The 15147-nt window shown below is 76.1% G+C and carries 14 protein-coding genes; 10 read left to right on the top strand and 4 right to left on the bottom strand.

Translation table 11 applies throughout. From position 1 onward, the window contains the following. Window positions 1-14 precede the first annotated feature (14 nt). The 4 genes from V5P93_RS19770 to V5P93_RS19755 all read right to left on the bottom strand — a co-directional run bounded on the left by V5P93_RS19770 (window position 15) and on the right by V5P93_RS19755 (window position 4518). Window positions 15-776 carry a helix-turn-helix transcriptional regulator gene (locus V5P93_RS19770; RefSeq protein ID WP_104480681.1) on the bottom strand — a complete coding sequence of 254 codons (762 nt, stop codon included), beginning with the start codon at window positions 774-776 and terminating at the stop codon, window positions 15-17. Then, complete coding sequence (locus tag V5P93_RS19765; RefSeq protein WP_104480680.1) at window positions 773-1660, bottom strand: hypothetical protein; 888 nt, start codon at window positions 1658-1660, stop codon at window positions 773-775. The genes V5P93_RS19770 and V5P93_RS19765 overlap by 4 nt, the downstream gene beginning before the upstream one ends. Window positions 1661-2158: 498 nt before the next feature. Next, entirely contained in the window at window positions 2159-3064 is a 906-nt protein-coding gene (locus V5P93_RS19760; protein WP_219824054.1) for a phosphotransferase family protein, read from the bottom strand. Next, complete coding sequence (locus tag V5P93_RS19755; protein WP_181043633.1) at window positions 3061-4518, bottom strand: helix-turn-helix transcriptional regulator; 1458 nt, start codon at window positions 4516-4518, stop codon at window positions 3061-3063. Before V5P93_RS19755 ends, V5P93_RS19760 begins: the two co-directional genes overlap by 4 nt. Window positions 4519-4926: 408 nt before the next feature. Here V5P93_RS19755 and V5P93_RS19750 point away from each other — a divergent pair, with 408 nt between their 5' ends. From V5P93_RS19750 to V5P93_RS19705, 10 genes are all read left to right on the top strand, one after another. After that, window positions 4927-5316: a hypothetical protein gene (locus tag V5P93_RS19750; protein ID WP_146108147.1), complete on the top strand. Its 390-nt coding sequence runs from the start codon at window positions 4927-4929 to the stop codon at window positions 5314-5316. Between the two features lie 95 nt (window positions 5317-5411). Next, window positions 5412-6542, top strand: coding sequence for a hypothetical protein (locus V5P93_RS19745; protein ID WP_104480677.1), 1131 nt, complete (start codon window positions 5412-5414; stop codon window positions 6540-6542). Between the two features lie 75 nt (window positions 6543-6617). Beyond that, on the top strand, window positions 6618-7961 hold the full coding sequence (locus V5P93_RS19740; RefSeq protein WP_104480676.1) for a hypothetical protein: 1344 nt from the start codon (window positions 6618-6620) through the stop codon (window positions 7959-7961). Then, entirely contained in the window at window positions 7958-9721 is a 1764-nt protein-coding gene (locus V5P93_RS19735) for a hypothetical protein (protein ID WP_104480675.1), read from the top strand. Before V5P93_RS19740 ends, V5P93_RS19735 begins: the two co-directional genes overlap by 4 nt. Window positions 9722-9869: 148 nt before the next feature. Further along, window positions 9870-10016, top strand: coding sequence for a hypothetical protein (locus V5P93_RS19730; protein ID WP_181043632.1), 147 nt, complete (start codon window positions 9870-9872; stop codon window positions 10014-10016). A gap of 106 nt (window positions 10017-10122) precedes the next feature. Continuing rightward, window positions 10123-11217 carry a hypothetical protein gene (locus V5P93_RS19725; protein ID WP_104480673.1) on the top strand — a complete coding sequence of 365 codons (1095 nt, stop codon included), beginning with the start codon at window positions 10123-10125 and terminating at the stop codon, window positions 11215-11217. Window positions 11218-11402: 185 nt separating this feature from the next. Further along, window positions 11403-12428: a trypsin-like serine protease gene (locus V5P93_RS19720; protein WP_146108146.1), complete on the top strand. Its 1026-nt coding sequence runs from the start codon at window positions 11403-11405 to the stop codon at window positions 12426-12428. A gap of 199 nt (window positions 12429-12627) precedes the next feature. Beyond that, the gene (locus V5P93_RS19715; protein ID WP_104480671.1) at window positions 12628-13458 is read left to right on the top strand and encodes a hypothetical protein; all 831 of its coding nucleotides are present in this window, start codon (window positions 12628-12630) and stop codon (window positions 13456-13458) included. Between the two features lie 380 nt (window positions 13459-13838). Next, on the top strand, window positions 13839-14027 hold the full coding sequence (locus V5P93_RS19710) for a hypothetical protein (protein ID WP_104480670.1): 189 nt from the start codon (window positions 13839-13841) through the stop codon (window positions 14025-14027). A gap of 260 nt (window positions 14028-14287) precedes the next feature. After that, window positions 14288-15124: a helix-turn-helix transcriptional regulator gene (locus V5P93_RS19705; protein ID WP_146108145.1), complete on the top strand. Its 837-nt coding sequence runs from the start codon at window positions 14288-14290 to the stop codon at window positions 15122-15124. Window positions 15125-15147: the final 23 nt, after the last annotated feature.

Here is a 15147-nt window from a genome sequence, read left to right as displayed (position 1 = left end):
GCGGGGCCCGGTCATTACGGGCGGTCGGCGTGGATCAGGGCCGCGGCGGGGCAGATGCCGAGCACCCGGGCGATCTCGACCACCCGGTGCAGCGAGGCGGCGCGTTCTCCGCTCTCGTAGCTGTGGAGGGTGCTCAGCGCGATCGGGGTGCCCGAGGCCGCGGTGACGGCGCGGGCCGTGGTGGCCAGGGTCCAGCGGTGGGCGAGTCGGGCGCGGGCGAGTCGGATACCGAGCCGCCGGGTGAACGCCTCGCGCGAGGCGCTCGAGGACGGCGGCCCGGGCGTCCAGGGCGGCAGCCGGGCGGGGCGCAGGTGGGCCAGAACGGTGACGGCGTCCAGGCCCGCGCGGTCGGCGTGGTCCTGGATCCAGGCGAGGGGGAGGTGGACGGCGCGCGCCGGTCCCGCCCACGGCGCTGACGCGACCGGCGTGGGCAGGCGGCGGGGGTCCACGCTCAGCAGGGGCGGCAGGACCCGGTGTCGGCCTAGGACACCGACCACGTCGCCGGTGACCGCGGCCAGGAGCAGGTGGTGCGGGGTGAGGTCCAAGGCCCGACACAGCGGCACGAACCGGTAAGGCGCCAGGGCCTTGGCTCCGCGCTCGTAGCTGTCCAGGGTTCCCGGACGCAGACCGGTCGCGGCGGCGACGCGGGCGAGGCCGAACCCCAGGGTGGCGCGCCGACCGCGCAGCGCCCGACCCAGGTCCCGGGTGAACGCCTCCCTCGCCGGGCGGGTCGTTCCGGAGGGGTCCTGGCGCGTGCCGGGCGGGACGCCGGTCATCGAGGGGAGGTGGAGGTGGACGTGGGCGCCGGTGAGGTCGAGGCGTCGAACGCGGTGCCGAGCGCGTCGCAGGGATCGGCACCGAGCAGACGGGCGCACCGGACCAGGAACAGCAGAGTCATTGCCCGGTGCCCGCCTTCGTAGGGCTCCAGCCTCCTCACGCCCAGGGTCATGCCCGCCCGGTGGACGAGAAGGTTGTGGAGTCCGGTGCGGGTCAGCGCGTTCGCCGTGCGCATGTCCTTGAGCCAGCGACCGAGTTCGCGGTTGAGTCTCGGACGGTCCGGGCCGGGGAGCGGGCGGTGCTCCGGCGCCGCCTGGAAAGCCGGTGGGGCCGGTTCCGGGTGGGGGCCGGTGACGCGCGCTCGGCGCAGATGGCCCAGGACGGTCTCGACGGTGAGACCGTCGCTGTCGGCCCACCGGGTCACGGTGTCCAGCGACACCGGGGCGGGGTCGGTGCCCCGCCGGTGGCGCCAACCGGCGATCGAGGGCGGCAGATCGGGACCCAGACGCCGGGGATCCAGCCAGAGCACGGGCGGTTCGGCCTCGTCGTGCAGGCGCAGCACCTCGCGCAGCATCGCGTCGGGGCGCTCGCCGAGGGCGGCGCAGACCTGCGCGAACCGGCCCACCGATACAGCGACTCGACCGTGCTCGTAGTGGCGCAACGTTGTGCTGTCAAGGGGGCGGTCTATCGCGGCGACCACCGTGTACCGGGAGATGTCGAGCAGGATCTTGCGGTGCCAGAACAAGGCGCCGCCGCACGCGTGCCGGAAACGGTCGGGATCGTGCAGCCGGCGGTCGTCCCGCAGCCGGGCCGCAGCCTGGGCCGGGGACTCCGCAGGACGAAAGGTGATCGTGTGCGGCCGGTGCGCGGGAGACTGGTTCATCGGGCCGGGAGTCGTCCAGACAACAGTGGGTGAGGGATGACGCTTCGTCCGCTCTCGCGCGGGCACCCTGCTCGAGGAACAGGGGTGCCCATTCCCCACGATCTGCTCCGCGCGGTCCGCGAGGCGACGGCCCCACGGACTCCTGGCATTTCCATGTCCCGGCAGGAGCTGGCGGGTGGGATCGGACGGCGACTACGCCGGCTGGGGCACCGCGCCATGCCCTTCAACGGCAACCACGTCGACGAGATCGAGCGCAGGACTGTCGGGAGGCCGCGGTGGGCGCGTCGGGGAACGCCGGTGAGGTGCTCATGACCAGTCACCGTGGCCAACCACGCGCGGTGGCGCCATGCGCCTGGATATCCCGCCCGGAATACAACGTGAAACCGATATCGAATACCGGGGTGGCCAGGGGGAACCGGATCCTCCCGGATCAGGTCCCTGGGACTGACATCTCCGATCGGCGGGCGACCTGCCGGGGAATGGGACGTGTATCGGAGTTCAGGACACGGCGTGCCAGCGGGTCGCGCGGTCGCCGGTGCGCAGTGATCGCAGGCGGGTGGCGAGTTCGGTGGCGGCGGTGGGTTTTCCGGGGGCGAGGCGGATGTAGGAGGCGAGGGAGTGCAGTTCGGCGATGTCGCGCAGTACTGTCCAGTGTGGCCAGTCGGTAAGGGTGTGGCCGTAGGCGGCGGAGAAGGCGAGGCGGTCGGGTTCGGGGGTGTGGAAGTGGTCGGGCGCGGCGGTGAGGAGGTCGAGTTCGCGGGGGCCGTGGCAGGCGTGGTCCCAATCGATGAGGGTCCAGCCGGCGGCGGTGGGGACGAGGTTTTCCAAGTGGGCGTCGGCGTGGACGAGTCCGTGGCCGAGGGGGAAGTCGGCGCCCTGGTAGGCGTCGATCAGTTCGCCGGCGCGGTCGGTGAGCCAGCGGTGCTCGGCGATGGGGAGAACGGGGTGCTCGCGGCCGGTGTCGAGGTCGAGCGCTTCGCGGAGCCTGTGCAGGGGCCGGTATCGGGGGAGGGTGAAGGGCGGTTCGGGTACGGCGTGCAGCTCGCGGAGCAGGGCTGCGAGGTCGGTGGCGGTGGGTGTGGTGGCGGCGGTGCGCAGTGGCCAGAAGGTGGCCACCGCTCCGGGGACGATGACGGGTTGGGGGCCGGGCAGTGGGGCGAGCGCGACCGGGTGGCCTTGGTCGGTGAGCCAGCGGGTGACGGTGATGACGGTGCGCGCGCGGTCGAGTCGTAGCGCGGTGTCGGGGGACAGGCGCGCGACGGCGCCCGGTCCGGGCAGGGCGTAGACGGCGTTGGAGCGGTGGTGCAGCAGCCGCGCGTCGGTGGCGTCGAGGCCGAAGGCCGCGCACGCTTCGCGTAGTTCGCGGTGTCCGGGAAGCGCGCCAGGTTCGCTGGATGTGCTCACGCGGCGGGCAGCACGGCGTGGATGCGTTGGCGCAGATTCTCGACGTCGGGGTGGCGGCGGTGCGCCTCGGCGGTGTCGGCCAGCGTGCGCAGCCGGGCGTAGGCGCGTCGGGAGGACAGTTCCTCGATGGCGCTGACGGCGCGGTGCCCGGCGCTGACGGCACCGTCGAGATCACCGACGCGCAGGAGGCTTCCGGCCAGGCCGGGGAGGTTGACCGCGGCGGAGCGGGCGTAGTCGGGGCCGTAGCCGTCGACGGCTTGGCCGAGCAGGTGCGCGGCCTGCTCGGCGTGGGTGGGGTCGGTGTGGGAGAGCAGCCACAGGGCGTGCCCGTGTTGGGCGTGCAGCTCCGCGGGCACGAGGTGCGCGGTTTCCCAGGGGGCCGCGGTGGCCGGGTCGTGGTCGGCGTAGCACTGGTGGGCCTGGTCCAGAGCGCGGCGGGTGGCCTCGACGTTGCCCAGGGAGGCGTGGCACCACGCCAGGTTCATCGCGATGTAGCCCCGGGTGTTGGCCCCGGCCGGGTAGCGGTGGCCGGCGACGGTCGCGGCGCTGAGCCGTACCAGCCGCAGCGCGTCTTCGGGGCGGTCGCGGTGCAGGGCCTGGTGGGCGGTGTCGAGCAGCAACTGCGCGGTCAGGTCGGCGCTGCGGGGGTGCTCGGCGTCGCGGGCCAGGACCAGCGCCTGTTGCCACAGGTCGGCGGCGGTGGCGTGGCGCTCGATGTCGTAGTGCATCCACGCCGCCATCCCCGCCAGCTCGGCGGTGGCCAGCCGGAGCTCGTGCACCAGCGGGCCGTGGGCCTCGGCGTGCAGGGCGTTCGCCTCGTGCAGCACCGCCACGGCCCCCGTGCGGGCGATGCCGCCGCCGCGTCGGTAGTCGAGCGCGCGGAAGGCGTCGGTGGCCTCTCGGATCGCGACGATGTCGGTCGTCCGCAGCGCCCGTGCCGAGGGCGCCCGGTCCTCCCGCGAGAGCATGGCGAGCAGGTCGGGGCGGTCGGGCGGGGCGGTCGCACCGAGCACGATGCCGGCCACCGCGCCGAAGAAATCCCGGCGGTCCACCTCCTCGCTCACCTCCACCTCGTCGGACGGGGCATCCGGGCCCGCGTCGAACCCGAGCAACAGGGCCGGAATACCCAATGTAGCCGCGATCCGCACGACCTCTCGACTGTCGCTCAACCTCAAGCGGCCATTCTCGATCCGCGAGAGCCGCGCCTGGCGCAGATCGAGCAGGTCCGCGAACTGCTCCTGGGTGAGGCCAGCGTGCGCGCGGACCGCGACGAACACCGGGCCGAAGTCGTGATCGATCAGCGCGGCCCGCACGTGCTCGGTGTCGCGGTAGAAATCGGGGTCGGGAAGACCGTTGGCGGCGCGGACCACCCGCGCGCACGGGTCGCACAGGATGTCGAGGTGCCCGGCACGCAGGAACGCCGCGCACCGTCGACAGCGGTCACGGTTCGGCACGACGACGGGCCCCAATCCCCACGGTGATGAACGCTGATCGCAGCGTAGCGGTACAGCGCACCACCACAGCGTCTCCCCTGTGTCGTGTCCCGAGGGACCTGATCCGGGAGGATCCGGTTCCCCCTGGCCACCCCGGTATTCGATATCGGTTTCACGTTGTATTCCGGGCGGGATATCCAGGCGCATGGCGCCACCGCGCGTGGTTGGCCACGGTGACTGGTCATGAGCACCTCACCGGCGTTCCCCGACGCGCCCACCGCGGCCTCCCGACGGTCGTGGTCCCACGCGCTCGATCTGGGTGGTCGGGTGGATCCGGTTGCGGCGTCGGGCCATGGCGGTGGCGGGGTGGGGTTCGACGAGGCGGCGCCGGGAGTCCATTTCCATGCGCACCGGGCGGCGACGCGGGCGATGGATTTGTTGCCGACCGCGGTGTTCCCGAGCGGGTACAGCGCCGCCGCGTGGTTGGTGGGCGCGTGCTGGGGTGGGGATCCGGCGGGGGAGTGGGCGTTGCTGCCCGCCGAGGGCTCGACCCGCCGGTGGGAACGCCCGGCCCGACCCGGCCGTCTCGGTGATCGGTTTCGTGTGCGGGTCTGGCGTTGGCTGCTGTCCGGGCAGTCGCTGGCGGTGGGAGTGGGCGTCGGGGACTCCGTGGCGTTCTGGGTGGGTGTGCGACCGGCGCACTACGGGACGTGTTGCTGCGCGGCCGGTTCGACCGTGCTGTGGCGCGCCGAGGACCCGGCCCGGCCCGACCAGTCGGTGGCCCGGGTCGCCGTGGTGACAGGCGGGTCGGGGCGATGAGCATCGCGCGTCACCATCGTCGCGACGGACACCCGGTATCGGCCGGTGCGCTTCTCGCGCGCGGGACCCCGGTTTCGCGGTGGGCGCACCTGCTGGTGTCGCTGTTGCTGGTGTCCGGGGCCTGCTGCCTGCCGGTGTTGGCCGCGGCCGGACCTGTCTCCTCGTCCGGTCCGGTCGGTGAGGTGCGGGTCCTGCCGTGCGGGGGCGCGGCGGCGGGCGGGTTGGGTGTGCGGAGTTGGTGTGGGCGTGGTGCCCGGATCGGCGATCGTGAGCTGGTGGGGTCGGCCGCGCGGGCATGGCGGGCGGCGCCGGTGGTGCGTCCGCCCGAGCAGGCGCCGATATCGGCGTTCTATGCCGAGACCGGTCCGCCGGGGCAGGTGTGGATGACGGTGGTCGGCCTCGCGGCGCCCGCGCCGGAGGGTGGGGAGTTGGTCGCGTTCGTCACCTCGGACGTGGTGGATATCGCGGGCGGTGCGGGTGGGCCCGACGACGCGCGGTTGCGGGTGCGGGCGGTGACGCGGCTGGTGGACGGGTCCCCGGCGGCGGTGGGGTTCGTCGACCACACCCCGGATCCGGGCGACGCGGTGGCGGTGGAGCCGGCGGTGGCGGCGTTCGCGGTGGCGGCCCCGGGCACGGGTGTGCGGTTGTGGTGCGCGCTGACCGCGGGTCCGGAGGACCACGCGGGTGGGGTGGACCCGGTGACGTGGGTGCCGCAGGTCCCGGGGGCGTCGGCGGCGAACACCGTCGCGGTCGGGTCCGGCGGCGCGACGGTGGCGTTGGCCCCGGGGGTCGACGACCCGGCGGTGCGGCCGGTGCTGCCGGACCCGGTCACCGGCCGGGTCGGGTCGGGGCGGCCGGGGGATGTGCTGGCCGAGCGGGGGCGGTGGCGGGGCACCCTCGACGCCGGGTCGGTCCCGGCGCGGGCGTTGCCGCAGGGGTGGCGGGCGGTCACCGCCGTCACCGACCACCCACTGGCCCTCGATCCGGCCCCGGCGGGGGAGGGGTTCGCGGTGACCTCGCCGGTGCCCGACGGGGTCGAGCCCGGGACCCGGGTGGACCTGGTGTCCCCGGCGGGGGAGCGGTTGGTGCTGGGCCTGCTCGCCGCCGAGTTCCGGGTGTCGTCTGCCGGTCCCGGCACCGCTGCGCGGGGGCGGTGGCGGGTCCAGCCCACCGAGCCTCCTGATCTCGGGGCGCGGTGGCCGGTGCTGGTGATCCCCGCCGCCTGAGACCGGGTGTCGTCGCCGGTTCGGTGGTGCGCGCGGTCGTGTGTCGTTGTCCCGTCCCCGATGTGAGGTGTGATCATGGCGTCCCGGCAGTCCTCGATGCCCCGGGTGTCCGACTCGTGGTCGGGGCCCGCGCGCGCCCCGCTGTTGGACACCCTGGCGGCGGCCGATTACGCGCTGGCCCGTGGCCGACGGCGTGACCATCCCCGGTTCGCTCGCCTGGGTGCGGAGTCGGGTGGGTTCACCGCGGACGCGGCGTGCCGGTGGGTTCGCACCCACCGCGGCGCGATCGCGGCCACGGTGCAGGAGGTGGCCTTGGCGGCGGGGACCCCGGGCGGGGTCGCCGACGCGGTGCTGCTGGGCGAGGTGTCGAGCGCGTTGACGCACCTGGGGGATCCGGGGCTGTGTCTGCGCGCGCACGGGATCGCGGTGTCCGCGGCGCGGCGGGTGTGGCCGGGGGACCGGCGGTGGGAGATGGACGCGGGTGTCGGCCTGTGCCAGGCCCTGGTCGAGCTGCGCGCCGCCGAGGCGACCCGGGCCTGTACCGACGTCCTGCGCGTGGCCGAGGGGGAGGACGCGGGGCCGGTGAGGGCGGCGGTGCTGGACCGCCGCGCCACGGCCCACCTGCTCGCGGGCGAGCACGACGCGGCGGAGGCCGATGTGGACGCCGCGCTGGCGGCGCACGAGTCGAGTGGGCCGCGCTCGTGGGGCAATCGCCGCGACGCGACGCGCACGCACCTCACCCGGCGGGCACGGTTGCTGAGCCTTCGTGGCGAGATCGCCTGCGCGCGCGGGGACCTGGACGCGGCGCTGGCGGCGTCCGACGAGGCCCTGGCGGTGCTGGGGGACAACCGCAAGGCCCTAGGCCACGTGCACGTGGTGATCGGCCGCGCCGAGGCGCTGCTGGCCCGCGGGGACCTGGCAGCGGCCGACACGCAGGTCCACCGCGCGGTCGCCTCGGCGCGTCCGCGCGGGTGCGGCCACCCCCACCCGGGCGGGATCCACGAACGAGTCCACCACGCGGCGCGGGAGCTGCACCTGGCGCTGGCGGCGCGGCCGGACCCCGCCGACACCCGAGACCACGTCGCGCTCGCCGACGAGCACCAGCGGGCGGCGGCCACCGCCACCCGCATCGCCCCCTGCCCGGCGGCCGACGTGAGCACGCCGGATGCGAACCCCGTCGACCCAACCGAAAGACACCCCACGATGACCACTCCCGACCCGTCCACCACCGAGACCGAGGGGCCCGAGACCACCCCGGACCCGCGGGCCGACGCCCGACCGGCGCCCCCACGGGTGATCACGCCGCTGGGACGCGGCTGCGGCACGGGGTTCTCGGCCAGCGGCCCCGGAGAGCCGCCGCGCGCCGCCCCGCGCCCCGCACCCGGAGCGGGCTCGGGCGCGGCCGGGGGCGGGCGATGAGCCCCGCCACCGCCGTCGTCGACGGCGTGATCGAGGACGCGGCGGTGTCGGTGCCGGTGCGGCGGCCGGGGGTGTCGCGCTATGTCGAGCCCTTGGAGGCGGTGTCCCGGTTGGACCGTCTCGATGTGGAGGCCGGTGGCGCGCCGCGGGTGGTGGTCACCGGGGCGCCCGGTGTGGGCACGAGCGCGCTGGTGGCGTGGTGGGCCGCGCGGACCGCGCACCGCTTTCCCGGCGGCGTCCGGTGCCTGGATGTGCGGGAGCGGCCGGGGGTGAGCGTGGCCGCGGTGCTGGCGGGTTGGCTGCGGGAGATGGGCCTGGACCCGGAGGCGGTGTCCGGTGAGGAGGCCGCGCTGGTGGCGGTATGGCGGGCGGTCACCGCCGAGCGGCCGGTCACGCTGGTCCTCGACCATGTCGTCGACCGCGTGCTCGGTGTGGTGGAGGCGCTGTTGCCCGGGCCGGGGTCCGCGGTCCTGATCACCTCCGTTGACCGGCTGTCGGACTGGCGGCGGGCGCGGGGGTTCGCGCTGACGCGTCTCGGGCCGCTGGCGCCCGAGGGGGCGGTCGCGGTGATGCGCGCATGGCTGGACCCCGCGGACCCCCGCGCGGAGCCCAAGCGGCTGGGGCCGGTGGCCTGGCGCCTGGGCTCGGTGCCGCTCGCGTTGGCCACGGCCGGGGCGCTGCTGGCCGCGCACCCCGGCCTCACCCCGGAGGAACTGGCCGCCGTGCTGCCCGCGCCCGCCGTGGGGCCGGGGCCGGCGATCGAGGCGACCCTGGCCGCGTCCGTGGCCGCCCTGGACGAGCCCATGCGGCGGCTCTTCCTCGCGGTCGGGTGGCACCCGGGCCCGACCGCGGGGGTGGCGGCGGTGGCGGCCGGGCTCGAATGGTCCGCCGCGCGGGTGGCCGCGGGGTGCGCGGCGTTGGCCGAGCGCACCCTACTGCTGCGGGCCGGTCCCGGGCGCTGGCGGGTCCACCACGCGCACCGCGCCCACCTCGACACCACCACCGCCGCCGCCGCCGCGTGGACGGCCGAGGACCGCGACGGGGTCCGCGAGGGGATCATCGCCTGGTACGCGGACCGCGCGGCGGCGGCCGCGGTCGCCCTCGACCCCCACACCCGCCGCCACCACCCTGCCCTGCGCGCGACCGAACCGGGCGCGGTGTTCACCACCCCCGCCGACGCCCACGCCTGGGCTCTCACCGCCCGCGACACTGTGGTGGACGTCCTCGACGCCGCCGCGCGCCACGGGCACCACGACCTGACGGCGGCGTTGGCCGAGGTGATGCCGGCGATCTCGCCTCTCGCGGGCCGGGACCCGGTCGCCCTGGCCCGCGCCGACCGTCACGGCCACCGCGCCGCGACGGCGCTGGGCCAGGACGTCCTGGCGGCGGTGTTCCTCACTCGCATCTGTCGCGGGCTCACCGACCAGGGCGTGGTCGACGCGGCCATCGCCGGTGGCCGCGACGCGGTCACCGCCGCCGCCCCGAACGGCGACGCGGAGGTGGCGGCCGACGCCGAGGCCGCCCTGGCCGCCGCGCTGCACCGGGCCGGGCGCCTGGATGAGGCCCTGACCCACGCCGATCGCGCCACCGCCCACGCCGAACGGGCGGGCGCGCCACGGGTCGTGGCGCGTCGGTTGCGTGAGCGCGGCGCGATCCACCACGAGCGGGGCGACCACACCGCCGCCGAGACCGACCGTGCCCTGGCGACGGCCCTCCTCGACGGCATCGGCGATGACCACGAGCCACACCCCGCCCCCTGACCCGCGCCGGGGGCAACCGCCCCCGCGCCCGCCGACCGGCAACGCCCGGTCAATGTCCCGAAAGGACAGAGAGGTTCTGTGCGCATGCGTTGTGGCCCGAGGCCGTCGGTGGATCCCCACCGCGCATCACCCGCACTACGGGGTCGGCATGGTCGGGATGGCGGTGTGGTCGGCGGCCGCGACGCTGTTGTTCCTGCGCTCCCGCAACGTGATCGCGCCGGCCGCCGCGCACTCGGTGTGGGACACGTTCGGCTTCGTGATGTCGCGGGTCCGCCGCGCGGTGGGTCTGTCGTGACCCCCGTCGCGCACGCGCGCCCCTGCGGGTTCGCGTTCACCGATTCCGTTGCCCGGAAAGGCAAACGGGCGCGGGTACAGGAAGTGGGGGGCAGGTGAAGGCGAGGATGTTGGACGACGCCGCCGACGTCGCGGCCGCCTGGGTGCTGCTGGACCCGGACCGGGCGCGGGTCGCGGCGGCGATGGTGGCGTTGGCCCGGGCCGTACCGGGGCTGGAGCCGGTGCGCGGGTGGACCGCGCGCACGCTGCGCTGCCTGCCCGGCGCGCCGGACACCGACGGCGAGGCGACCGCGGTGTTGACGGGGCTGGCCGAGGCCGGGATCGTGACCCGGGAACCGGGCCGCACGTCCCGGTTCCGCCTGGCCCCCCCGGTCGCGGACCACGGCCCGACCTCGACCGCGCCCGCTGCGGTGGACCGCTTCGTGGACCGGGTGGCGCGGCTGGCGCTGGTCGCGGCGCGGGTGGCCGCGCCGTCGGCCACGCTGCACAGCCCCGTGACGCCGCGCACCCCGAAGGGGTTGTGGGCGGACCCGGGGGAGGCGCGGTCGTGGCTGCGCGCCGAGGCGGGCCTGCTGACTGCGGTGTTCGTCGAGTCCACGCGCCGCGACGAGTGGGCCACCGTCGCGGCGCTGGCGGAGGCGTGGGTGATCTGGCGGGTCCAGGAGGACCCGATCACGCTGGAGGCGGTGCTGCGTACGGCGTTGGCGTTGCTGACCCGGCACTCGCTCGAGGACGCGCCGTCGCCGGGGTGGGCGGTGGTGGTGCGGGCCTCGCTCACCGCGCGCCTGGCCCACGCGTTGACCGACCTGGGCCGTCACGACGACGCCCTGGCCGCCTGCGAGGCCGCGGAGCTGGCGGCCGACGGCCTGCTCGCCTCCCGCGAGGGCCCGCGCCTGGGGAACTGGCTGCTGGCGTCGGTCTGCTCGACGCGGGCACGGGCCCTCACCGCCGCCGGGCGCGCGGGGGAGGCCCTGGCCGCGGTGGACACCGCCCGCCCGCTGGTGCCCGCCGTCAACACCTACCAGCACGGCATCCTGTTCCGCCGCCGCGCCCTCGCGCTGCACGCGCTGGGCATGGTCGAGGACGCGACCGCCGACACCGGCGGCACCGCCCCGACGCTCGACGAGGTCGACCGTGTCGCGGTCGAGGCCGCCCGCGCGACCCTGCTCACCCCGCCGCCCGGGCCGCCACCGGCGTCCTGAACCCCACCCGGGCGCGTGAACGCCTCAGACCGGGTGGGTCCGGACCCAGCCGGGACCGGACCCACCCATCCACCGTGCCCGCGCCCGATCCCCCTCCAGGCCGTCGTCGGCCGCGACCGGCCAGGCGACACCCGGCACCGACCACCGGTGCCGGGATCTCCCTCCACACAAAGGAAAACCCGCTGGTGAGCAATCGTCTCGTCGCCGTGGCCGCGTTGGTCGCGGTCCCGGCCCTGGCCATGTCGGCCGTCCCGCCCGCCCACGCCGCCCCGCCCGGGCCGCAGGCCCCGGCGATCGTCGGCGGCGACCCCGCCCCGGACACGTACCGCTTCGCCGCCCGTCTGGACCGGGCCGACGGCACCCCGCGGTGCAGCGCGTTCGTCGTCAGCGACACGGTCGCGGTGACCGCCGCGCACTGCGCGTTCCCCCGGCCGACACCCCCGGGCCCCGCGGCGGTGCCCCCGCGCACGGTGACGCTGCTGGGCCGCGACTACGTCATCAACCCCGCACCGCCCGGCGACTGGGCGCTGCGGGTCGGCACCGACCTGGCCACCGCCCGCGCGTACCGGCCGGTCGCGCTGGTCGGCGCCGACTTCCGGTGGGGGACACCGGTCCGCGACCGGGACCCGATCCCCGACCGGTTGAAGCAGAACCGGATGAACGACACCGTCGCGTTGGTGTTCCCCGAGGGCACCCTGCCCGGCCCCTACCTGCCGCTGCTGCCCGCCCGGCCCGGCGCCACGGTGAGCGTGGCCGGGTACGGCTACACCACCGACCCCGGCGTCGACCCGGCCACCACACCGCCGACCCGCCTCTACCGCGCCCCGGGCACCGTCACCGCCGCGCCCGGCGACCCCGCCAACGCCTCCTGCACCACCGGGGCCGTCGGCGACGACGAGTTCTGCCTGACCCACACCCCCGAGCCCCGCGGGGCGTGCTGGGGCGACAGCGGCGGCCCGATCAGCGCCGTGGACCGGCGCGGCACGCCGATCGGGATCGTCGGCTGGACCGACCGCTCCGACGTGATGACGTGCGGTGTCGGCCCCCAGATCGCGGTCGCGGCCACCGAACACTCCTGGGTCCTGCTCGCGCCGCGCATCGCCCGACTCGGCAAGGGCCGTCCCCCGCTGGACTGCCCCCACGGCGGCGACTGCGCGTCGACCCCCGCCGGTGACCCGACCACCCTGACCGCGCCGCGCGCGCGTTCCTGACCGGGGCACCGCCCCGGCCGGGTCCCACCCCCTTTCTCCCTCAGGGTGGGACCCGGTCCCCGCGACACACAGGTTCCCCTCTCGCCTTCGTCGACCGTGCCCGCCGTGCCGGGCCGCGGAGAAACAGGATCCCCTCACCGCCATGCGTACCCCTACCGTCCACAGTGGTCACGACGATCGCGGATGCGGGGGCGGAGTCGTGATCGACACCGCGCCCCGGGCGGTGGGCGGCAGGGGACCGACACCGGGCGTCGAACGGGCGTCGGCCGGGTTGTGGCCGGTGCTGCACGCCACCGACCCCGCCCGCGCTCGGCTGGCCCCGGGGTATCTCGCGGTGCGCTACCCGGTCGTGGAGGCCGTCCACCGCGACGGCCTGGTGCGGCGGGCGCACGGCTGGGAGGAGGGCTACCGCGCCGAACTCGCCGCGCACCGCCTGCTCGCCGCCGAGCGCGTGCTGCCCGAGCTGATCACCACCTCCGACACCGAACGCAGCCTGATCCTGCAGGCCCTGCCCGAGACGATCGACCTGCGCGCGCCCGGAGCGTTCACCGCACTGGTGGACTTGGTGGCCCGCGTGCACACCGCCCCCGCCCGCCACCCGCCCGACGAGGCGTGGGCGGGGCGTGACGTGCGCGCGGCGTTGGCCGCGGCCGCGCCCACCTGGGTCTGCGAGCCGCGGGCGTGGACGCGGGTGCTGCACCGGCTGGCCGACGCGCACGGCGCCGACCACCTACCGGTGGGCGGCCTGGACCTGCTCACCGCCCACCACCGGCGCCTGCGCCGCCGCCCCGACGGCCGCCTAGCGCTGAGCGATGCCGCCACGCTGAGCCCGGACACCACCGCCATCCCCGACCTGCTCGCCCTCGCGCGCGTCGCCGCGGACCTGGACCTGCCGGTGCGCGGGCCCGCGCTACGCGCCCTCTACCGCGACCGGGTCAACGCCCACGGCGCCCGCTGGAGCGACGCCGGGTTGATCACCGCGCTGCACGACTGGTCCGCGGCCGTCGGCGTGAACCACATCCCCACCTGACCGGCCCCCACGTCGGCCCCGGGGTCGAGGGGCTCCCCGCCCGCGCGGTGCCCTCGGCGCCCGCACCACCGCCTACCCGGAAGGACACCCATCCGGGCTTGTCGTCACCCCGTGTTCGACCCGAGCTACATCCCGCCCCCGCACGAAATGGACAAGCCAGTGGAGCAGACAGCCGGCCGACCGCCCCCGACGCCTGACCGGCACACCCCCGGTACCGGCCGGGCCCCACCCCCACCTCCCTCGGGGGCGCGGGCCCGGCCACCCCGCGCCACCGGGTGCGGCCGGCACACCGCCACCGGCGGGCACCGGGCGGCACCGGTGGCGTGAGGGCGCGTCCCGCCCGACGCGGAAGTCCACCAGCCGATCACAGGAAGGCAGACATGAGCGACGACCTCACAAACGACCCCATGTTCGGGAAGATCATCCGGGGCGCCCGGGCGCACCACGAGCGGGAGATGGAAGCGATGCACGCGCGGTTCGGCTTGTCCGTGGAGACCGGCGAGCACGTGACCGACAAGCCGGTGACTGACAAGCCCGTGACCGACGCGTCGTCGGGGACGGACACGTGACCACCGCGTCGGCCGACGCGGACCCGCGCTGGTCCCCGCCGCGGGGCGGGTTCGTGGGCTCATCGGCTTCGGCGGTGAACGGCCCGCACCGGGCTCACCGCCACGGTGTGGTCGCCGACCCGCGGCGTCGGGGATCCGGTGGGCGCGGTCACGCGCTGCTCGCGCGGTCCGCCCCCGGGGCCGGGTCCTGCCCCCGCCTCCCTCTGGGTCGGGCCCGGTCCCCGGGACACACCCGGTTCGCTTCGCGCTCCCCTTCGACCGTGCCCGTGCCGGGTGCGGAGAACCAGGATTCCCTCACCGCCATGCGCACCCCCACCGTCCACAGTGAACACCGAGATGACTACACGGCCGCGGTCGGCGCGATACTGGGTGTCTACCGGCGTCACCGGGACACGACACGGCCGGACGCGCCGGACGGGCCGCTCGCCGCCCCGACGTCCACGCAGGACCGGCGCGGGGAGCGAGAACTCCGGCCGTCGTCGCTGGTCCAGCTGGCGGCGGCGTGCGCGCGGGCGCGGGTCGCCCCTGTCTGGGTGCTGGCCGCCGCCGACGGGCTCACCGCGCGTGACCTGCTCGCCGCGGCCCGGGCCCTGCCCGTGCCGCGCGAGCAGGTCGCCGGCACGCCGCCGGCGGTCGCGGTGGGCGCGATGCTGTCGGCGACACGCTCCGCCTGCGGGGTCAGCAGCGGCAAGGTCCTGGCCGCGAGGTTGGGGGTCAGTCACGAGGCGCTGTACAAGTGGGAGCGGGGCACCACCGAGATCCCGCTGCCCCGACTGCGCGCCTACTGCCGGGGGCTGGGTGTCCCCGTGAGCGCGGTGGTGGCCGCGGCCACCACCGGCTCCTCGCGGGCGCCGGAGGGCGGGTACCTGCTGGACCTGACCCACCCGCACACCGACCCGGCACCGGACTACGCGCGGATGCGCGGGGCCGCGACGGTCCTGCGGGAACAGGGCCTGACGGTGCTCGAGGTCGACGACCGCACCGTGGCCGCGCTCGCCACCGCGACCGGCATCGACCGCACCGCGCTGCGCGAACGGCTGGACGGCTACCCCCTGACCCTGCCCCTGGGCGTGCCGTCCCGACCGTCCGGCTACTGACAACCCGACATCACCGCGACCCC

The organism is Actinokineospora auranticolor (assembly GCF_041897805.1).
GTDB lineage: Bacteria > Actinomycetota > Actinomycetes > Mycobacteriales > Pseudonocardiaceae > Actinokineospora > Actinokineospora auranticolor.
Note: the sequence above shows the minus strand (reverse complement) of the source record. Positions and strands in the feature narration are given on the sequence as shown.

Bases quoted from the DNA above. Each gene is read 5' to 3' on its own strand.
- V5P93_RS19770 (WP_104480681.1), bottom strand. From the start codon at position 776: ATGACCGGCGTCCCGCCCGGCACGCGCCAGGACCCCTCCGGAACGACC.
- V5P93_RS19765 (WP_104480680.1), bottom strand. From the start codon at position 1,660: ATGAACCAGTCTCCCGCGCACCGGCCGCACACGATCACCTTTCGTCCT.
- V5P93_RS19750 (WP_146108147.1), top strand. From the start codon at position 4,927: ATGGATTTGTTGCCGACCGCGGTGTTCCCGAGCGGGTACAGCGCCGCC.
- V5P93_RS19740 (WP_104480676.1), top strand. From the start codon at position 6,618: ATGGCGTCCCGGCAGTCCTCGATGCCCCGGGTGTCCGACTCGTGGTCG.
- V5P93_RS19735 (WP_104480675.1), top strand. From the start codon at position 7,958: ATGAGCCCCGCCACCGCCGTCGTCGACGGCGTGATCGAGGACGCGGCG.
- V5P93_RS19730 (WP_181043632.1), top strand. From the start codon at position 9,870: ATGGTCGGGATGGCGGTGTGGTCGGCGGCCGCGACGCTGTTGTTCCTG.
- V5P93_RS19725 (WP_104480673.1), top strand. From the start codon at position 10,123: ATGTTGGACGACGCCGCCGACGTCGCGGCCGCCTGGGTGCTGCTGGAC.
- V5P93_RS19710 (WP_104480670.1), top strand. From the start codon at position 13,839: ATGAGCGACGACCTCACAAACGACCCCATGTTCGGGAAGATCATCCGG.